This is a genomic window from Enterococcus sp. DIV2419 (assembly GCF_051711865.1).
Lineage (GTDB): Bacteria > Bacillota > Bacilli > Lactobacillales > Enterococcaceae > Enterococcus > Enterococcus faecalis.
The window spans coordinates 51,098-70,666 of sequence record NZ_JBIONS010000001.1; the positions used below are offsets into that span (position 1 = coordinate 51,098).

Annotated in this window: 18 protein-coding genes and 1 other annotated feature; of the genes, 15 read left to right on the forward strand and 3 right to left on the reverse strand. The window is 38.8% G+C overall.

Annotated features, from left to right (window positions below):
* Positions 1–13 precede the first annotated feature (13 nt).
* From gltX to ispE, 9 genes are all read left to right on the forward strand, one after another.
* Positions 14–1,471: a glutamate--tRNA ligase gene (gltX, locus tag IGI97_RS00210; RefSeq protein WP_002381335.1), complete on the forward strand. Its 1,458-nt coding sequence runs from the start codon at positions 14–16 to the stop codon at positions 1,469–1,471.
* Positions 1,470–1,676, forward strand: a binding site (T-box leader). Its footprint overlaps the gene before it by 2 nt.
* Before the next feature lie 64 nt (positions 1,677–1,740).
* Entirely contained in the window at positions 1,741–2,280 is a 540-nt protein-coding gene (gene epsC, locus IGI97_RS00215; protein ID WP_002356054.1) for a serine O-acetyltransferase EpsC, read from the forward strand.
* Entirely contained in the window at positions 2,273–3,685 is a 1,413-nt protein-coding gene (gene cysS, locus IGI97_RS00220; RefSeq protein WP_002356055.1) for a cysteine--tRNA ligase, read from the forward strand. Before epsC ends, cysS begins: the two co-directional genes overlap by 8 nt.
* Positions 3,682–4,080 (forward strand): Mini-ribonuclease 3, encoded by a 399-nt coding sequence (locus IGI97_RS00225; RefSeq protein ID WP_002356056.1) that lies wholly within the window; start codon positions 3,682–3,684, stop codon positions 4,078–4,080. The genes cysS and IGI97_RS00225 overlap by 4 nt, the downstream gene beginning before the upstream one ends.
* Positions 4,070–4,927, forward strand: coding sequence for a 23S rRNA (guanosine(2251)-2'-O)-methyltransferase RlmB (gene rlmB / locus IGI97_RS00230; protein WP_002356057.1), 858 nt, complete (start codon positions 4,070–4,072; stop codon positions 4,925–4,927). Before IGI97_RS00225 ends, rlmB begins: the two co-directional genes overlap by 11 nt.
* Positions 4,928–4,941: 14 nt before the next feature.
* Positions 4,942–5,472 (forward strand): NYN domain-containing protein, encoded by a 531-nt coding sequence (locus IGI97_RS00235; RefSeq protein WP_002356058.1) that lies wholly within the window; start codon positions 4,942–4,944, stop codon positions 5,470–5,472.
* A gap of 85 nt (positions 5,473–5,557) precedes the next feature.
* Positions 5,558–6,124: a sigma-70 family RNA polymerase sigma factor gene (locus tag IGI97_RS00240; protein WP_002356059.1), complete on the forward strand. Its 567-nt coding sequence runs from the start codon at positions 5,558–5,560 to the stop codon at positions 6,122–6,124.
* A gap of 57 nt (positions 6,125–6,181) precedes the next feature.
* Positions 6,182–6,484: a Veg family protein gene (locus tag IGI97_RS00245; protein ID WP_002383497.1), complete on the forward strand. Its 303-nt coding sequence runs from the start codon at positions 6,182–6,184 to the stop codon at positions 6,482–6,484.
* Between the two features lie 180 nt (positions 6,485–6,664).
* Entirely contained in the window at positions 6,665–7,516 is an 852-nt protein-coding gene (gene ispE, locus IGI97_RS00250; protein ID WP_002379846.1) for a 4-(cytidine 5'-diphospho)-2-C-methyl-D-erythritol kinase, read from the forward strand.
* Between the two features lie 60 nt (positions 7,517–7,576).
* On the opposite strand, the gene IGI97_RS00255 is transcribed toward ispE, so the two are convergent.
* The 3 genes from IGI97_RS00255 to IGI97_RS00265 are packed head-to-tail and all read right to left on the reverse strand — an operon-like array spanning position 7,577 to position 9,482.
* Positions 7,577–8,203: a hypothetical protein gene (locus IGI97_RS00255; protein WP_104845985.1), complete on the reverse strand. Its 627-nt coding sequence runs from the start codon at positions 8,201–8,203 to the stop codon at positions 7,577–7,579.
* Positions 8,203–9,072, reverse strand: a complete 870-nt coding sequence (locus tag IGI97_RS00260) for an exonuclease domain-containing protein (RefSeq protein ID WP_002361478.1) — start codon at positions 9,070–9,072, stop codon at positions 8,203–8,205. The genes IGI97_RS00255 and IGI97_RS00260 overlap by 1 nt, the downstream gene beginning before the upstream one ends.
* Positions 9,072–9,482 carry a hypothetical protein gene (locus IGI97_RS00265; RefSeq protein ID WP_002387446.1) on the reverse strand — a complete coding sequence of 137 codons (411 nt, stop codon included), beginning with the start codon at positions 9,480–9,482 and terminating at the stop codon, positions 9,072–9,074. Before IGI97_RS00265 ends, IGI97_RS00260 begins: the two co-directional genes overlap by 1 nt.
* A gap of 318 nt (positions 9,483–9,800) precedes the next feature.
* Here IGI97_RS00265 and IGI97_RS00270 point away from each other — a divergent pair, with 318 nt between their 5' ends.
* The 6 genes from IGI97_RS00270 (at position 9,801) to IGI97_RS00295 (ending at position 19,476) form a co-directional block, all read left to right on the forward strand.
* Complete coding sequence (locus IGI97_RS00270) at positions 9,801–10,754, forward strand: metal ABC transporter substrate-binding protein (RefSeq protein WP_002364579.1); 954 nt, start codon at positions 9,801–9,803, stop codon at positions 10,752–10,754.
* A gap of 25 nt (positions 10,755–10,779) precedes the next feature.
* Positions 10,780–11,472 (forward strand): metal ABC transporter ATP-binding protein, encoded by a 693-nt coding sequence (locus IGI97_RS00275; protein WP_002356064.1) that lies wholly within the window; start codon positions 10,780–10,782, stop codon positions 11,470–11,472.
* 161 nt (positions 11,473–11,633) lie between these two features.
* Complete coding sequence (locus tag IGI97_RS00280; protein WP_002383493.1) at positions 11,634–12,473, forward strand: metal ABC transporter permease; 840 nt, start codon at positions 11,634–11,636, stop codon at positions 12,471–12,473.
* Positions 12,474–12,616: 143 nt separating this feature from the next.
* Positions 12,617–13,438 (forward strand): pur operon repressor, encoded by an 822-nt coding sequence (gene purR, locus IGI97_RS00285; RefSeq protein WP_002381336.1) that lies wholly within the window; start codon positions 12,617–12,619, stop codon positions 13,436–13,438.
* A gap of 201 nt (positions 13,439–13,639) precedes the next feature.
* Positions 13,640–15,025, forward strand: a complete 1,386-nt coding sequence (gene glmU / locus IGI97_RS00290) for a bifunctional UDP-N-acetylglucosamine diphosphorylase/glucosamine-1-phosphate N-acetyltransferase GlmU (protein ID WP_002356067.1) — start codon at positions 13,640–13,642, stop codon at positions 15,023–15,025.
* 440 nt (positions 15,026–15,465) lie between these two features.
* On the forward strand, positions 15,466–19,476 hold the full coding sequence (locus IGI97_RS00295; protein ID WP_438737758.1) for a 5'-nucleotidase C-terminal domain-containing protein: 4,011 nt from the start codon (positions 15,466–15,468) through the stop codon (positions 19,474–19,476).
* Positions 19,477–19,569: the final 93 nt, after the last annotated feature.

Sequence of the window (19,569 nt, forward strand, 5' to 3'; positions counted from 1 at the left end):
AAGAGGAATGAACATGACGAAAGTTCGTGTGCGTTACGCACCAAGTCCAACTGGACACTTGCACATTGGGAATGCAAGAACAGCATTATTTAACTACTTATTTGCCCGCCACAATGACGGAGAATTTATCATTCGTATCGAGGATACCGACCAAAAACGGAACATCGAAGACGGCGAGAAAAGTCAGTTGGAAAACTTAGCATGGTTAGGGATGGAATGGGATGAATCACCTGCTCATCCGGGAGAATATGGTCCATATCGTCAATCAGAACGTAAAGAAATTTACCAACCATTGATTGATCAATTATTAAGCAGCAATCGTGCGTATAAGTGTTATTGTACGCCAGAAGAATTAGAAGCAGAACGTGAAGCACAACAAGCTCGTGGGGAAATGCCTCACTACGCAGGCACTTGTGCGAATTTAACACCTTCTGAACAAGCAGCCAAAGAAGCGGCTGGTCTAGAACCAGTGATTCGTTTCCGTGTGCCACGTAATACAGAATACAAATTTGATGACATCGTGAAAGGTGAAATTACTTTTGAGTCAGATAACATTGGTGGCGATTTTGTCATCCAAAAACGCGATGGGATGCCAACGTATAACTTTGCCGTTGCAGTAGATGATCACTTAATGAAAATTTCTCACGTTTTACGTGGCGATGATCACATTGCGAACACACCAAAACAATTAATGATTTACGAAGCGTTTGAATGGACACCACCTGTCTTTGGCCATATGACCTTAATCATTAATTCAGAAACTGGCAAAAAATTGAGCAAACGTGATGAAACAATTTTACAATTTATTGAACAATACCGTGAATTAGGTTACTTACCAGAAGCCATGTTCAACTTTATTGCTTTACTAGGATGGTCTCCTGTTGGCGAAGAAGAAATCTTCTCACAAGAAGACTTGATTAAATTGTTTGATGAACAACGCTTAAGCAAGTCACCAGCGGCCTTTGATGCGAAAAAATTAGAATGGATTAACAATCAATACATGAAACAAATGGACTTAGGTGAACTAACAGATATGTGTATTCCTTATTTAGTCGCTGACGGTCGTGTTGAAGAAAATCCATCTCCTGAAAAAATCGAATGGTTAAAACAATTAGTTAGCTTGTATCAACCACAAATGAGTTATGCAGCTGAAATTGTGGAACTATCAAACTTGTTCTTTAATGAACATCCAGTTTTAGATGATGCTGCGAAAGAATTCTTGCAAGGAGAAACAGTGCCAACTGTGTTACATGCGTTTAAAGAACAATTAGAAGCCTTGGACGTTTTCGATGTCCCAAGTATTAAAGCAGCGATTAAAGCCGTCCAAAAAGAAACCGGCGTTAAAGGCAAAAACTTGTTTATGCCAATTCGAATTGCTGTTTCTGGACAAATGCATGGTCCTGAATTAGGCGAAACCATCGAATTATTAGGCAAAGAAAAAGCATTAGATCATTTAAATAAAGTGTTATAAAAACACAAAGAATAGAAGAAGTAGACAAGCAGATGGATTTCAGAGACGCTGTGGGTGGTGAGAACAGCGAGCATCTTTTGTCGAAATGCATCTATGAGTGGCTTTGGTGAAAAAAGTAACCGAAGACGTCGGCAGGCGTTAACTGTATCGAGGCAAGAGCTAGTTCTTGTGAAGAAAAGTGGAACCACGCATGGGCGTCTTTTAAGCAACGTTTTTTTGTTGCTTAAAAGACGTTTTTTATTTTTGTATAATAGAAAGGAGTTCACCATATGAGTTGGTTGAAACGTAGCGTCGCAGCTGTTAAAAGAAACGATCCTGCAGCGCGGACCACACTAGAAGTTCTTTTAACGTATCCTGGCTTGCACGCCCTGTTTTGGCATCGCTTGTCTCATTTCTTATATAGGCATCAGTTGTTTTTGTTGGCGAAGATTCATGCACAATTTTGGCGTTTCATAACGGGCGTAGAAATTCATCCTGGGGCCACAATTGGTGCGGGGGTTTTTATCGATCACGGCATGGGCATTGTGATTGGGGAAACCGCGGAAATAGAAGAAGATGTTGTTTTGTTTCACGGAGTGACGTTAGGTGGGACCGGTCGTGATACGGGTAAACGCCATCCAACAGTGAAAAAAGGAGCGATGATTTCGGCACGAGCTCAAATTTTAGGGCCAGTTGTGATTGGTGAACGTTCAAAAATTGGTGCGGGTGCTGTTGTTATTTCAGACATCCCAGCAGATGCCACAGCTGTGGGTGTTCCTGCGAAAGTCGTTCGTCTAAATGGAAGAAAGGTGGAAAAAGGACATGATTAAAATTTATAATACATTGACCAGAGAAAAAGAAGTATTTACGCCAATTGAGGCGCATAAAGTTCGGATGTATGTCTGCGGACCAACCGTGTATAACTATATCCATATCGGTAATGCGCGCAGTGCGATCGCCTTTGATACAATTCGTCGTTATTTTGAATATCGTGGGTATGAAGTGAATTATGTCTCGAATTTTACAGATGTCGATGATAAAATTATCAAGGCAGCCAAAGAATTGAAAATTACTGCGCCGGAAGTGGCGGATCGTTTTATCAAAGCCTTTGAAGAAGACACGCAAGCATTGAATGTTCAACCAGCAACGTTACATCCTCGGGTGATGGACCACATGCCTGATATCTTAGCTTTCATCGAAGTTTTAATTGAAAAAGGTTTTGCTTATGAGGTCGCAGGTGATGTGTATTATCGCACCCGTAAATTCCCTAATTATGGTAAATTAAGCCATCAATCGATTGATGAATTAGAAGTGGGGGCAAGTCAACGAACTGGCGTTGAACAACAATTAAAAGAAGACCCATTGGATTTTGCTCTTTGGAAAAGTGCCAAAGAAGATGAAATTTCTTGGGATTCTCCTTGGGGGAAAGGACGTCCCGGCTGGCATATTGAATGCTCTGTCATGGCGACAAAACACTTGGGAGAGACGATTGATATTCACGGTGGTGGACAAGATTTAGAATTTCCACATCATGAGAATGAAATTGCACAGAGCGAAGCCAAAACAGGCCATACCTTTGCCAATTACTGGATGCATAACGGCTATGTCACAATTGGTGAAGACGATGAAAAAATGAGCAAATCCCTAGGTAACTTCATTACTGTTCATGAAATGATTCAAAAAGTGGATCCGCAAATTTTACGTTTCTTTATGTCCACCACCCAGTACCGTCGCCCGATTCGTTATAGCGAAAGCACTCTAAAAGAGGCAGCAGCCAATTATCAAAAATTGAAAAATGCGTTTGAAAATTTACGTTTTAGACAAGCAGATGCGGTCGCAAGTTTGCCAGAGGATGAACACTATTTGGCTCAATTAAACGAATTAGAACAACGTTTTATTACGGAAATGGACGATGATTTCAATGCAGCTAACGGGATTACGGTCGTTTATGAATTAGCGAAGATGATGAATCAGTACAGTGAACAAGCGACAGTTTCGGAACCAGTTCTAGTGGCGATGGATAAGCTTTTCAGTGGCTGGTTAGCTATTTTTGGTTTATTCTTTAAAAACGAAGAATTAGTGGACGCACAAGTCGATGCGTTAATTGAAGAACGGAACCAAGCACGGAAAGACCGTGATTTTGCCCGAAGTGATGAAATCCGCGATTTATTAAAAGAACAAGGCATTGTTTTAGAAGATACTCCGCAAGGAACGAGATGGAGAAGAAGTGAATGAGAGATTACAAACAATTAAACGGTTTAGCTTTGGCCTATGTTGGCGATGCGATTTATGAAATTTACATTCGTGATTATTTAGTTTCCTTGGGACAAACGAAACCGAATGTTTTGCATCGCATGGCGACACATTACGTGTCAGCAAAAGCCCAAGCAAGCTTAATGCAAGCGATGTTAGCGGGAGAAATGCTAACGGAGGAAGAAGAAGTGATGTACAAACGCGGTCGGAATGCTAAAAGTCACACCTTTGCCAAAAATGCTGATGTGACGACCTATCGGGTAGCGACCGGTTTCGAATCCTTGATGGGTTATTTACATTTGACACAACAAAAAGAACGTTTAGAAGAATTAATTAACTGGTGTATCAAGAAAGTAGGTGAAACCAATGAAAAATGAAAAATCTCGTCCTTTTAAAAAAGGTAAGAAACGTCCAGAACGTTCAGATAAGCGTTCAAAAGAACGGAACCCACGACCAGCGACAGCAGGTGCTGATGGAACCTCAGAAGAGCTAGCAGATAACTTTGTCTTTGGTTTCCATGCCACTGTTGAGGCGTTGCAGCAAGGACGCGGGAATAAATTGTTTTTACAAGAAGATGCTCGTGGCGAGAAAATTGAGCAATTAAAACAAGCAGCGAAAGAACAGGCTGTTCCAGTCAAATGGGTGCCTAAAGCAAAATTAGATACGATGAGTGATCACGGCGTGCATCAAGGCATGGTTTTAGCAATCACGGCGTATCAATATTTAACTTTAGAAGAATTATTGGAACAAACAAAAGAAAAGACAGAAACACCATTCTTCCTAATTTTAGACAGTCTAGAGGACCCACATAACTTTGGCTCAATTTTGCGAACTGCTGATGCGACAGGCGTGGACGGTATTATCATTCCGAAACATCGTGCAGTGGGAATTACACCAACCGTAACCAAAGCATCAACAGGGGCCGTGGAACATATTCCAGTGGCTCGTGTAACGAATCTAGCGCAAAGTATTGCAACGCTAAAAGAGAATCAATTTTGGATTTTTGGTACAGATATGTCTGGGACGGATTATCGTCGCTGGAATACACAAGGCGCAATTGCCTTAATCATCGGAAATGAAGGCCGTGGCATGAGTCAAGGTCTTCATAAAGAAGTGGATGAATTATTAACGATTCCAATGACTGGACACGTTCAAAGCTTAAACGCTGGTGTGGCTGCAGGCTTGCTAATGTATGAAGTCTATCGTGGCCGCAACCCATTATAGAAGCAGGCGATTGTATGAAAAAACAATTGTTAATCGTTGATGGCTATAATATGATTGGTGCTTGGCCAGAATTGGTCCAGTTGAAAAAGCAAGAGCGTTTAGAGGATGCGCGTGAACTGCTTCTTAGTCGTCTGTCCAATTATGCCAAATATGAAGGGTTGGAAATCATTGTGGTCTTTGATGCCCAATTAGTCCCAGGTATTCAGCAAACGTACAAAAAGTACCTTTTGACCGTGGTTTTCACCAAAGAAGATGAAACAGCAGATAGTTATATTGAACGTCTAGCTGGTGAAAAAAATGATCGTTTAACGCAAGTAACAGTCGCAACGAGTGATTTGGCTGAACAATGGGTGGTCTTTTCACAAGGTGCATTGCGGACTTCGGCCAATGAACTTTACAAAGCTGTCCAGAAAACAGAAAAGACGATTGCCATTCATGCAACGGATATCCATTTCCAGCAATTTCGTCGAAATTCTCCATGGAACGTGGAGCAGTTATCAAAACTTTCTGAGAAGCTAGAAGAATTGTCTCAAAAAAAAGATTAAACAAATGTTCGCTTAAGTCATAAATTTCTAACATGCTATGCTCTCCTAAATCATTCGATACGTTTATCGAAAAGGAGGGCTTTTTATGTTAGAACAGATTCAACAAGCATTAGCAGGAGACCAAGAACAATTTCAAGCCTTATATGGGCAATATCAGCCAGTGATTTATAAGTGCATGAAAAAATACTATTTAAAAGATTATGATACTGAGGACTGGCTTCAAGAAGGACGAATTGTCTTCTTTCGGACGTTAGAACGATTTGATTCAGAAAAACAAGCATCATTAGGAAAGTTTTTTAAACGAAATTTTGAAAATCACGTACATAGCTTAATTCGCCATCAATGCGCCTATAAGCGGCGAACAGATACCTTGTCTATTTCTCTGGAACAACGATTAGAAAGCGCTGGTGAAGAGTTAGTGGACTATTTAGGGACAGCGGCTACCGACCCATTAGGTCAATTAATGATTCAAGAAAAATTGGCAGCTTTTCCGACACGTCTTTCCTCGTTGGAACAACAAATTTTAAACGCATACTTAAAAGGCTACACGTTAGAAGAAATCGCTAAAGTGCGTGGGGGAACTTTTTCAGCTGTCCGAAGTGCCTATGATCGTGCCAAAGCAAAAATGAAATATACATTAGAAAATGAATAAAAATTCGACAAAACACCCGGTTTGTCGAGCAAAAGTAGTTGCAAACAGACTTCTAGTATGATAAACTTGAAATTTTTTAAAAAAAGTGATATAATGTTTCTCGAGGTGAATGCAATGCCAACAACGTTATCGTCAATTAAGAAAGATTTGGAAGGCCGTATCGGCAGTGAAATTATGTTAGTTGCTCAGACTGGAAGAAAGCGCCAAACAGAACGTAAAGGAATCTTAACGGAGACTTATCCATCTGTTTTTGTTGTTGACTTGGATCCAGACGAGAACTCATTTGAACGTGTATCTTATAGCTATTCAGATGTTTTAACACGCACCGTTGAAATCGAATTCATCGGTCAAGCCGTATAATTTAGAAAGTCCGCTTAGGAGTGAAGGAAGAGCCCTTCGTTCCTAAGCTCTTTTTAATTTCAGCCATCTGTCGTCAGAGAAAGAGCAATCTTCGGTGTACTTCTTCATGGACATATGATAGAATCTAAAAGATTAAAATGTTGGTAGACAAAAGATTAAGGAAGGTGAATCAGGGAACCGATGGAAATAATCGAACGAGCTCCTGCGAAAATTAATCTTGGGTTAGATGTTCTGCATAAACGTGTGGATGGCTATCATGAAGTTGAATCTATTTTTGCAAGTGTAGATTTAGCCGATCATTTAACTTTTGAAAATCTAGAAGAAGACATCATTCGTATTGAAACGGACAGCTCTTTTTTACCCGTGGATCGACGGAATCATGTCTATCAAGCAGTTGACTTATTAAAGCGTACCTATAATATTCATAAAGGAATTAAAATATATATTGAAAAACGTATCCCCGTGGCAGCTGGTTTAGCAGGGGGGAGCAGTGACTGTGCCGCAGCATTACGAGGCTTGAACAAACTGTGGAATCTGGGGTTGACGATGGACGAACTCTGTGAAATTGGCAGCCAAATTGGTATGGATGTTCCTTATTGTTTAAGGGGCGGAACAGCTTTTGCAAACGGACGTGGGGAGAAAATTGAAACATTACCGACCATGCCTCAATGTTGGATTGTGTTAGTTAAACCAAGAATTAGTGTATCCACTAGTACCGTTTTTAATGATTTAGCGGTAGATGAATTGCACCATCCAGATATTGCTGGACTAAGAATAGCTATTGAGAATGGTGATTATACTGGGATGACCCAAACGGTTGGCAATGCGTTGGAAAGTGTCACGATTGCCAGACATCCAATCGTGCAACAAATCAAGGATCGCATGCTGAAGTACGGCGCTGATGCAGCGTTGATGAGCGGCAGTGGACCAACAGTCTTTGCTTTATGTGAAAAGAAAACACGAGCACAACGGATTTATAATGGACTCAAAGGCTTTTGCGAAGAAGTTTATTTGGTTCGGACATTGAAATAAATAAGTTCTACGTCTAAATTCGAATTTTAGGCGTAGAACTTTTTTGCTTTATTTAAGTAACTATTTCTTTTTTTTTGCTTTCATAGAACTAATTTCAGATGGGGTGCGTAAAACACCTTCGAAATTTTTCATATTGAAAGAACGCCCATACTCGGCTTTTGAAGTACCTAAAATAAACGATACTTTGTATTCGGGAGCATGTATATTGAAATCGTTGACTACATATTGGAATTTTAAATTATTATCTAACGGAATTTCATTTTCTGGTTTATCGACATATACATAAGGCTGAGAAATTGGAAAGTTAACATTTCTGTCTTTAACTTCCCCCGTAATAGTTAGTATATTATCTTTTATAATATACTTAAATTTAAGTTGTGGAGCATAATTAATATACTCAGAGATACCATAACTATCCGAGATTTTCTTTTTATAAGCAACTGGTGAATTTTGTTTTACATATTCAAAAAATTCATTTTCTTTTGAAGAAACGGATTCGGTTTTAACGATATCTTTATAATGAATAAGTTGAATATCTTCTGTAAAATAGAATGGATCCGGTTCAAAAATTGAAATCAGTACTGATTGTCCAGAGGCTATGCCTAACTCATTTCGTTGTTTATGTTGTATATCTTTAAAGAGGTAAACATGTCCATTTTTTGAAGTTATTTTCTTTAGTTCTGTCATTAATTTTTCCTCAATTTTCTATAGTTTGTAATTAGTTCATAAAACTGATTACCATTAAATTTATAAATATCAACCCCTTTTTCACGTAACTCTATATATTTTAGTTCTTTACTGCTGTGCTTTCCGTCTTTAAGTTGGGAAGAAATTTGAATACCTTGGATAAAGTAATCAGTCTTGGCAGATAAACTTGACGATACCCTACCGCCATGTTGTTTTATCAGTGTTTCAATTTGTTTACGGTTATATTTAGAATCATCAAATGCCCCCGTTACTACAAAAGACATTCCTTCAAAAAAAGGTGTAGTATCATCATCTAATTCAAAAGAGTCCAAGCTACTTTTCTTAAGAGTAGAGCTTTTTTCTTGAGGTTCTATCTTTAATAATTCCATAAATACAATTGCAGATATCCTAACATCATTCAATGCATTATGTGAAATCGCATCGATACCAAAAAGTAATTTCAATGTAGTTAATTGATTGTTTACAGCCCCATGCTTTCGTGTGGCTGCAAAATAGCGAGTATCATAAATTTCATGTCCTTCTGCAATATTATATCCTTTTGCTTTTAAAAAAGGAAAGTCAAAACTTTTTATATTATGTCCAACTAGAATCGTATCTCCTAAATAATCAAAAAGATAAGGCATAACTTCATCTAAAGTTGGCGCATTTAGTACTTGGTCATTAGTGATTCCTGTTAATTTGGTAATTTCATCTGGAATGTAGTCACTATTTACCAATGTATCAAAATAATCAACTTCAATACCATCAACGTATCTTGCAGCTGATATCTGAATAACAGCATCCTGATGGAAGTCTAAACCTGTTGTTTCAATATCAAAAGCAATAAACTCTTTAACTTCCGTTTGCATTATATTTCACCGCCTAGCGAATATAGAATTTTATCAGCTAACTTTCTTCGTTCAGTATTGAAAGAATCATTGGAAGAATTATTATGCTCTTCAATAATATAAAAGTATTTATGTACTAACATTTCTCCTAGTTCAGTCAGTACATAAGTATTATTTTCTTCGGAGATAACGTTAGCTTTGATGAATAGTTTACGTTGTTTAATCATATCTACTCGATAGATACGCTTGAAATATTTTGGTATATATTTATCAGTTGATTTGCCACGGGAAGAGGTTGTCCACCATAGAGCAATAATCTCACCTGCTGTAGGTCTCTCAATTAAAAAAATATTAGGATCTTTTGGAGGAATTCGACGAATTGACTTTTTATATTGTTCTTGGTCGGTTATTTGGACATACGGATTTTTCATTATCAATACCACCTATAATTTTTTGTTTAGAAAATCGCATTATTCAACATAAGGAAGCGCTATCAATAAGGTGAAAATCGAAAGCGCTTTCTATAAAGGTTGCCATATGACTCTTAATGTTTCATATTATACAGACTTCTTTTTTTGTAGTCAATCGTGTATGTTTTCCTTAATAAGGATGTTCCTTTGCTTTTTATAACTTTGTTTAAATAAAATTTGTTTTTATTCCTTGACGTCCCGTGATCCATTTGGTACAGTATTCCTGGCAAATCGTAAATATTACGATTTATAATAGGTAAATCGAAAAGAGGACAGAACATGACGAAAATCTACCGCCGTTTGATAATCGGCGTTACTTTAGCAATCAGTGCTTTTCTTTTAGCTAGTTGTGGGCAAACCACACAATCGCCAAAAGAGAAGAAAGAGCTCACGGTAATGACTACTTTTTATCCGATGTACGACTTCGCAAAACAAGTCGTTGGTGATGAGGGAGAGGTTGAGCTGTTGATTCCAGCTGGAACGGAACCACACGATTATGAACCAAGCGCAAAAGACTTAGCGAAAATTACTGATGCGGATGTCTTTGTTTATAATAGTAAAGAGCTAGAAACTTGGGTTCCGAATGTTATTGAAAACTTGGACACGAAAAAAGTTTCAATCGTGGAAGCCAGTCAATCCATTCAATTGATGCAAGGAACAGAAGAGGAAGAATCTGGCGAAGAAGGTCATGAAGGCCATAACCATTCCCACGAACTGGATCCGCATGTCTGGTTAGATCCCGTGTTAGCGCAAAAAGAAGTAACAGCGATTCGGGATGCGCTTATCAAAAAATATCCTGAGAAAAAAGCCGTATTTGAAAAAAATACCGCTGCTTATTTGGAAAAATTGACTGCGCTAGATAAGGAATACCAAGCTGCGTTTGCAGGCGCTAAAAATCGGACATTTGTGACGCAACATGCTGCATTTGGCTATTTGGCAAAACAATATGACTTGACCCAAGAACCGATTGCTGGGATTTCTCCAGACCAAGAACCTTCGCCAAGTCGTTTAGCCGAATTAAAAAAATATATTAAAACAAACAATGTTTCTGTGATCTATTTTGAAGCATCGGCTTCTACAAAAGTAGCCAAAACATTGGCAGATGAGACAGGCGTCGAATTAGCCGTATTGAATCCTTTAGAGAGTTTAACTCAAAAAGAACAAGAAGCAGGCGAGAACTATGTGTCTGTCATGAAAGAAAACCTCGCTGCTTTACAAAAAAGCATTCATTAATCTGGCAACAGAAAGGAGCCAACTTATGCATTATATTGAAGTCGAAAATTTAACCTTCTATTATGATGATGAACCTGTTTTAGAAGATGTTTCTTATTATGTTGATCCAGGGGAATTCGTTATTTTAACAGGAGAAAATGGCGCTGCCAAGTCAACGCTGATCAAAAGTACCTTAGGGTTATTAAAACCAACAAGTGGCAAAATTACGGTCGCTAAAAAAAATAGTGCTGGTGAAAAAATCAGCATTGGCTACATTCCACAACAAGTCGCTTCTTTCAATGCGGGCTTTCCTAGCACCGTCATTGAATTAGTACGTTCAGGTCGCTTTCCCAGAAATCGTTGGTTCAAACCGTTGACGAAAAAAGATCATCTTCATGTGGAAAAAGCTTTAAAATCAGTGGACATGTGGGAAATGCGCCACAAACGAATTGGCGAGCTTTCTGGAGGGCAAAAGCAACGAATTAGTTTAGCACGAGTGTTTGCGACCGATCCAGATTTGTTTATTTTAGATGAGCCAACAACAGGTATGGATGAACAATCGCGAAACGAATTTTATCAATTGTTGCAACACAGTGCGCATGAACATGGAAAAGCTATTTTGATGATTACGCATGATCATGAAGATATCAAAACCTATGTGGATCGTCAAATTCGTCTTGTCCGCAAAGAAGATTCGAAATGGCGTTGCTTCCATATGAGTGAAGAATCGTATACGTAAATTTTCCAATAAAACGTTATCTGGCTCGATAATAACGAAAGCCAAGGAACGGCTTAAAGAAATGTTGGAAAAATTTAAAAAATAAGCAGGAATTAAAAAATTAATTCGCTTAAACGTCGCTACAATGGTAGTGTTCATTTTAGCGGTAAGGAGTGAATCGTATGGCAGAAATGCTTTCTTATGCATTTATGCAAAAGGCCTTTTTAGCAGCACTGTTTATCTCAGTGATTGCCCCAATGCTCGGCGTCTTTCTAGTTATTCGCCGACAATCTTTAATGGCAGATACCCTTTCACATGTGTCATTAGCCGGTGTGGCACTAGGCTTCTTTTTTAATTGGAATCCTAATTTAATGACCTTAATTGTCGTGATTGTGGCTGCAATCATTCTAGAATATTTACGAATGATTTATAGCACCTATTCAGAAATTTCGATTGCTATTTTAATGTCAGGCGGTTTGGCTTTGGCGTTAGTTTTGATGAATTTAACAGGAGGCAATTCAGCTGCTAGTATTCAATCGTATTTATTTGGTTCCATCGTCACGATTACGTGGGATCAAGTGGTTATGTTGGCAATTTTATTCGTAGTTTTAGTTCTATTGTTTATGTTATTTAAACGTCCAATGTATGTTTTAACATTTGATGAAGATACTGCTCATGTTGATGGGCTACCTATTCATTGGATGTCGATGCTTTTTAATGTAATTACTGGTGTGGCGATTGCTGTGATGATTCCGATCGCGGGAGCCTTGTTAATTTCAGCAATTATGGTCTTACCAGCTGCAATAGGTATGCGAATTGGTAAAGGCTTTAACACGGTGATTATTATCAGTGTGTTTATGGGCTTGATTGGCATGCTAACAGGGTTGACTAGCTCGTATTATTTGGAAACACCACCGAGTGCAAGTATTACCCTAATTTTTATTGGTTTATTCTTATTAGTCAATATTTATCGCCGAGTGGTTGTCATGGTCCAACGAAAACAAAAAATGCAAAGAAACTAAGGAGAAAAACGAAAGTTTTTCTCCTTTATTTCTTTTTTTTAAAAGAAATGGCGAACTATTTTCAGTTATTTGAAAAAAATCCTCGAATTTTTCGGTTAAACCCCTTATAATAAGGAACGATAGAATGAAAAGGAGTGACGAATTTGAAAATTCGGAGAAGTGAACGATTAATCGATATGACCCAATATCTTTTAGATCATCCCCATACATTGGTTTCTTTGACATATTTTGCTGACCGATACCAATCTGCCAAGTCTTCCATTAGTGAAGATTTAGCAATTGTTAAAAAAACATTTAAAGAACGTGGAACAGGTATTTTAGAAACGATTCCAGGCGCTGCAGGCGGTGTCCGCTTTATCCCTGAAATTCCTTATGAGGAAGCGGAGCAGTTGATTATGGATTTGTGTGATCGTTTGTCAGAACAAGATCGCTTATTACCTGGGGGCTATGTTTATCTTTCAGATTTACTTGGGGAACCGAATTTATTAAGACAAGTGGGCCGGATTATTGCTTCTAAATATTTAGGCAAACAAATTGATGCGGTAATGACCGTTGCGACCAAAGGAGTACCAATTGCGCAAGCTGTGTCTTATTACTTAAATGTTCCGTTTGTGATTGTTCGTCGCGATTCTAAGATTACTGAAGGTTCAACGGTGAGCGTGAACTATGTATCAGGGTCTTCAGAACGTATCGAAAAAATGGAACTTTCAAAACGCAGCTTAAAACGCGGATCAAAAGTTTTAGTCGTGGATGACTTCATGAAAGGCGGCGGCACCGTCAATGGTATGAAGAGTATGATTGAAGAATTTGAAGCAGAACTTGTGGGCATTACCGTTTTTGCTGAGTCAAAATTCAATGGCCGTCGTGCAATCGATGACTACACTTCGCTATTATATGTGGAAGATGTGGATACACAAACAAAAACGATTAGCGTAGTCCCAGGAAACTATTTCACAGAGAAATAATTTGAAAAAGAACCTGAAAATGGTCCATTCCATTTTCAGGTTCTTTTTTTCTGTTTTATTCCTTTAAAAAAAGATGAGAAAATAAATTGGTCTACCTTTTAAATGCCTTATTTTGTTGAAAAAGACAAAAGAGTAAGATAAACTAGAAAAGGTATAATGAGGACGATTTAGAAGAAAATCAAACAATTTAGTTAATTTGAGGTGGCAAACGTGGAAAATAGATACGCAATTATTTTAGCAGCTGGTAAAGGAACACGCATGAAATCTAAACTTTATAAAGTATTGCATCCAGTTGCTGGTAAACCAATGGTCGAACATATTTTAGATCAAGTAGAACAAACAGAACCAACAGAAATCGTGACGATCGTTGGACACGGGGCGGAAATGATTAAAAGCCATTTAGGCGAACGTAGTCAATATGCCTTACAAGCTGAACAATTGGGAACTGGGCATGCAGTCATGCAAGCACAAGAGTTATTAGGTGGTAAACAAGGAACAACATTAGTTATTACAGGGGATACGCCGTTATTAACTGCAGAAACCTTGAAAAACTTATTCGATTACCATCAAGGTAAGAATGCAAGTGCGACTATTTTAACAGCGCATGCGGAAGACCCAACAGGCTATGGGCGAATTATTCGTGACCATGTGGGCATTGTTGAACGAATCGTGGAACAAAAAGATGCCAGTGAAGAAGAAGCACGTGTTCAAGAAATTAATACAGGAACCTTCTGTTTTGATAATGAATCATTGTTTGAAGCGTTAGCGAAAACAGATACAAACAACACACAAGGGGAATACTATTTAACAGATATCATTGAAATTTTGAAAAAAGAAGGCAAAGCTGTCGCTGCTTATCAAATGGCAGACTTTGACGAAGCAATGGGTGTAAATGATCGTGTTGCTTTATCCACTGCTAATAAAATAATGCATCGTCGTTTAAATGAAATGCATATGCGAAATGGTGTTACATTTATTGATCCAGATACAACGTATATTGATGAAGGCGTGGTAATTGGTTCAGACACAGTCATTGAAGCGGGAGTCACTATCAAAGGAAAAACAGTGATTGGCGAAGATTGCTTGATTGGCGCACATTCAGAAATCGTTGATAGTCATATCGGCAATCAAGTGGTTGTTAAACAGTCTGTGATTGAAGAAAGTGTGGTTCGCGAGGGGGCCGATGTGGGTCCGTATGCACATTTACGTCCTAAAGCAGATGTGGGGGCAAACGTACACATTGGTAACTTCGTGGAAGTAAAAAATGCAACAATCGATGAAGGCACAAAAGTGGGCCATTTAACATACGTTGGTGATGCAACTTTAGGCAAAGATATTAATGTCGGTTGCGGCGTTGTTTTTGTTAATTATGATGGCAAAAATAAACACCAAACAGTCGTGGGTGATCACGCGTTTATTGGCTCTGCAACGAACATTGTTGCGCCAGTCACGATTGGTGATCATGCGGTGACTGCTGCTGGTTCAACCATCACAGAAGATGTCCCTTCAGAAGATTTGGCGATTGCCCGGGCACGTCAAGTGAATAAAGAAGGTTATGCTAAAAAGTTACCTTATATGAAGGATTAACCTCAAATAAAAAAGAACGCTCTTTTGCTTAAGCAAAAGAGCGTTCTTTTTCCTCCTTAAAGACTAGACCAATTGCTGCTAGTATTTGTTTAGAGACGTCTAAGGACTAGACCAATGCTGTTTATTCGGTATTTTTAGTTATTTTTTTCAAAAAAATAGTTTTTGTTCCGCTTTTCCAATATAAAAAGACTTTCTTTTTTATAAAGTTCGTGTTTTGGTCAAAATTACTATTTTTTTCACAAACAAATCCGCTATATTGTCCAAAAATAAAAACAATTTACAGGAAAAACATCTTATTTTAACGGAATTTACTGTTTTTTATTTAACGGATATATTATGATAGGAAAAGAAGAGCAGCGTGATGGGGGAAGGCTCTTTTTGTTGTTTGTTACTTTGACAATTGTTTGTTGCAAATGGGTTGAAACACAAGGAGGAAATTTGTGAAAAAGTTGAGCTTTAAAAAAGTGAAGTGGGGCATGCATTTTTTAATGGCTGTTGCGTTGATAGCGCCAAGCGTTACTAGTACGGCATATGCAGTAGAAACAACGAGTCAACAAAGTTCAGAAGCAGTAACAAGTACCACCGATTCAAGTAGAAAACAAGAACCAGTCATCACACAGGAAACAACAGACATCAAACAAGAAGCACCAAATCAGGCTACGAGTGACAGTGTCAAGCAGTCACAAGAAACCACGGCACCAACAGAGACGACGAATTTAGAAACGTCAACCGCTGAAAAAGAAGAAACGAGCACGCCGCAAAAAATAACAATTTTAGGTACGTCAGATGTTCATGGTCAATTATGGAATTGGTCTTATGAAGATGATAAAGAACTACCAGTTGGTTTGTCCCAAGTAAGTACAGTCGTCAACCAAGTCCGGGCACAAAACCCAGCAGGCACCGTTTTAATTGATAATGGCGACAATATTCAAGGCACTATTTTAACAGATGACTTGTATAATAAAGCGCCTTTAGTGAATGAAAAGACCCATCCAATGATTACCGCCATGAATGTGATGAAGTATGATGCAATGGTTTTGGGAAATCATGAGTTTAATTTTGGTTTACCGTTAATCCAAAAAATTCAAAAAGAAGCCACTTTTCCAATCTTGTCTGCGAATACCTACAATAAGGATGGTAGTCGTTTTGTTGAAGGGACTACCACGAAGGAACTTGATCTTAATCAAGATGGGCAGCCAGATTTAAAAGTTGGGATTATCGGCTTAACAATCCCGCACATTCCTTTGTGGGATGGCCCTCGTGTTACTTCGCTTAATTTTTTACCTTTGAAAGAAGAAGCAGAAAAAGCAGTTACTGAGTTGAAAACTAACGATCAGGCTGATATTATTGTTGCTTCGATTCATGCGGGACAACAAAATAGTGATCCGGCTGCCAGTGCTGACCAAGTAATTGAAAATGTCGCGGGGATTGATGCGTATATTCTGGGTCATGACCACCTTTCTTTTACCAAGCAAGGAGCAGCGCCGAATGGAAAAACTGTACCGGTAGGGGGACCGAAAGATACAGGGACAGAAGTTGTTAAGATTGATCTTTCAGTTGCTAAAAATGCCGATAAGTGGGAAGTGCAAGAAGGTACAGCAACGATTGTACCAACAACGAATGTTCCAGCAGATGAAGCAGTTAAGGCAGCGACAAAAGAATACCATGAAAAAACGCGAGCGTTTATTCAGGAGGAGATCGGCACAGCAACAGCTGATTTTTTACCAAAACAAGAAATTAAAGGAATTCCCGAAGCACAATTACAACCAACAGCGATGATTTCTTTAATTAATAACGTTCAAAAAGAAGTGACAGGTGCACAATTAAGTGCGGCAGCGCTGTTTAAATACGACAGTAAATTACCTGCGGGGAAGATTTCCTATGCCACGATTTTTGATATCTACAAATACCCGAATACCTTAGTGAGTGTTCCCATTAACGGTGAAAACTTACTGAAGTATTTAGAAAAACAAGGGGCGTACTATAACCAAACACAGCCAGATGATTTGACCATTAGTTTTAATCCAAACATTCGTGTATATAACTATGACATGATTTCTGGAGTGGACTACAAGATTGACATTTCAAAACCAGTGGGTGAACGAATTGTAGATGCGAAAATCGACGGCCAACCGTTGGATCCTGCCAAAGAATATACGATTGCTATGAATAATTATCGTTACGGCGGTTTAGCTAGCCAAGGGATTCAAGTAGGGGAACCTATTAAAAATTCTGATCCAGAAACCTTACGAGGAATGATTGTTGATTATATTAAGAAAAAAGGAACGCTTGATCCAGAACAAGAAATCGAACGAAATTGGTCAATTATTGGGACAAATTTTGATGAAAAATGGCGTGCCAAAGCAATCGAATTAGTGAATGACGGCACTCTTCAAATTCCGACTTCTCCTGATGGACGTACACCAAACGCCGCTGCTATTACGAAACAAGACGTCCGTAATGCGGGCTTTGATTTAGATAATGCATATACCATTATGCACACAAATGACGTTCATGGACGATTAGAAGCAGGGAAAGGCGAATTAGGTATGGCGCGTCTAAAAACCTTTAAAGACCAAGAAAACCCAACCTTGATGGTGGATGCAGGGGATGTTTTCCAAGGATTACCAATCTCCAATTTCTCCAAAGGCGCGGATATGGCCAAAGTAATGAATGAAGTTGGTTATGATGCCATGGCGGTGGGAAATCACGAGTTTGATTTTGGTTTAGAGATTGCACTAGGTTATAAAGATCAACTGAATTTTCCGATTTTATCTAGTAATACGTATTACAAAGATGGCAGTGGACGGGTTTTTGATCCGTATACAATCGTAGAAAAAGCCGGGAAAAAGTTTGCCATTGTAGGTGTGACGACCCCAGAAACAGCAACGAAAACACACCCGAAAAACGTGGAGAAGGTGACATTTAAAGACCCGATTCCAGAAGTAGAAGCAGTGATTAAGGAAATTAAAGAGAAGTACGCGGATATTCAAGCTTTCGTGGTTACTGGGCATTTAGGCGTAGATGAAACGACGCCGCATATCTGGCGTGGTGATACGCTAGCAGAAACCCTTAGTCAAACATATCCTGAGTTAGATATCACTGTGATTGATGGACATTCGCATACAGCCGTCGAAAGTGGCAAACGTTATGGCAAAGTGATCTATGCTCAAACAGGTAATTATTTAAATAATGTTGGGATCGTCACAGCACCAGAGAGTGAACCAACTAAGAAAACAGCAAAATTGATTTCAGCAGCAGAGTTGCTAGAGTTGCCAGAAAACCCGGCAGTTAAAGCCATCGTTGATGAAGCACGTACGAATTTTAACGCTGAAAATGAAAAAGTAATTGTCGATTATATTCCATTCACATTGGATGGACAACGAGAAAATGTGCGCACACGAGAGACCAACTTAGGGAATTTGATTGGTGATGCGATTATGTCATATGGCCAAGACGCGTTTAGTCAACCTGCTGATTTTGCAGTAACTAATGGTGGCGGCATTCGCGCTGATATTAAACAAGGGCCAATTAAAGTTGGGGATGTCATTGCTGTGTTACCTTTTGGCAATAGCATTGCGCAAATTCAAGTAACCGGTGCTCAAGTTAAAGAAATGTTTGAAATGTCTGTTCGTTCGATTCCACAAAAAGATGAGAATGGCACAATTTTACTAGATGATGCTGGCCAACCAAAACTTGGCGCAAATGGTGGTTTCCTACATGTTTCAAGCTCTATTCGTATCCACTATGATTCCACAAAACCAGGTACTCGCTTGGCTAGTGACGAAGGCAATGAAACAGGACAAACGATTGTCGGCAGTCGCGTATTAGGAATAGAAATTAAAAATCGACAAACACAAAAGTTTGAACCATTGGATGAGAAGAAACAATACCGGATGGCTACCAATGATTTCTTAGCTGCTGGTGGTGATGGTTACGATATGCTAGGTGGTGAACGAGAAGAAGGGATTTCACTAGATGCTGTCTTAATTGAATACTTGAAAAGTGCAACCAGCTTGCGGTTGTATCGTGCAGCAACGACGATTGATTTAGCACAATATAAAGAACCATTCCCAGGCGAACGAATTGTTTCTATTTCGGAAGAAGCTTACAAAGAGTTAATCGGTGGAGGAGAGACGCCAAAACCAGATCCAAAACCAGATCCAAAACCAGATCCAAAACCAGATCCAAAACCAGATCCAAAACCAGATCCAAAACCAGATCCGAAACCAGATCCAACACCAACACCAGAAACACCAGTAGCAACCAATAAACAAAACCAAGCGGGAGCAAGACAGAGCAATCCATCCGTAACAGAGAAGAAAAAGTATGGCGGCTTTTTACCTAAAACAGGTACAGAAACAGAAACGCTTGCATTATATGGTTTACTGTTCGTTGGACTTTCTTCTTCTGGCTGGTATATTTATAAACGACGTAACAAAGCTAGTTAGTCATTTTTTAAGAACCGTCCTTCGGGATTGGTTCTTTTTTTATTTTAATGCTTGCCATTTGTTTTTAATTTTAGTATTATAAGAATATTCTAA

Excerpts from the sequence above, each read along its gene's own strand:
- cysS (WP_002356055.1), top strand. The coding sequence starts at position 2,273 with ATGATTAAAATTTATAATACATTGACCAGAGAAAAAGAAGTATTTACG.
- IGI97_RS00245 (WP_002383497.1), top strand. The coding sequence starts at position 6,182 with ATGATAAACTTGAAATTTTTTAAAAAAAGTGATATAATGTTTCTCGAG.
- gltX (WP_002381335.1), top strand. The coding sequence starts at position 14 with ATGACGAAAGTTCGTGTGCGTTACGCACCAAGTCCAACTGGACACTTG.
- ispE (WP_002379846.1), top strand. The coding sequence starts at position 6,665 with ATGGAAATAATCGAACGAGCTCCTGCGAAAATTAATCTTGGGTTAGAT.
- IGI97_RS00260 (WP_002361478.1), bottom strand. The coding sequence starts at position 9,072 with ATGCAAACGGAAGTTAAAGAGTTTATTGCTTTTGATATTGAAACAACA.
- IGI97_RS00275 (WP_002356064.1), top strand. The coding sequence starts at position 10,780 with ATGCATTATATTGAAGTCGAAAATTTAACCTTCTATTATGATGATGAA.
- IGI97_RS00265 (WP_002387446.1), bottom strand. The coding sequence starts at position 9,482 with ATGAAAAATCCGTATGTCCAAATAACCGACCAAGAACAATATAAAAAG.
- IGI97_RS00235 (WP_002356058.1), top strand. The coding sequence starts at position 4,942 with ATGAAAAAACAATTGTTAATCGTTGATGGCTATAATATGATTGGTGCT.
- epsC (WP_002356054.1), top strand. The coding sequence starts at position 1,741 with ATGAGTTGGTTGAAACGTAGCGTCGCAGCTGTTAAAAGAAACGATCCT.
- IGI97_RS00225 (WP_002356056.1), top strand. The coding sequence starts at position 3,682 with ATGAGAGATTACAAACAATTAAACGGTTTAGCTTTGGCCTATGTTGGC.
- IGI97_RS00255 (WP_104845985.1), bottom strand. The coding sequence starts at position 8,203 with ATGACAGAACTAAAGAAAATAACTTCAAAAAATGGACATGTTTACCTC.
- rlmB (WP_002356057.1), top strand. The coding sequence starts at position 4,070 with ATGAAAAATGAAAAATCTCGTCCTTTTAAAAAAGGTAAGAAACGTCCA.
- IGI97_RS00270 (WP_002364579.1), top strand. The coding sequence starts at position 9,801 with ATGACGAAAATCTACCGCCGTTTGATAATCGGCGTTACTTTAGCAATC.
- IGI97_RS00240 (WP_002356059.1), top strand. The coding sequence starts at position 5,558 with ATGTTAGAACAGATTCAACAAGCATTAGCAGGAGACCAAGAACAATTT.
- IGI97_RS00280 (WP_002383493.1), top strand. The coding sequence starts at position 11,634 with ATGGCAGAAATGCTTTCTTATGCATTTATGCAAAAGGCCTTTTTAGCA.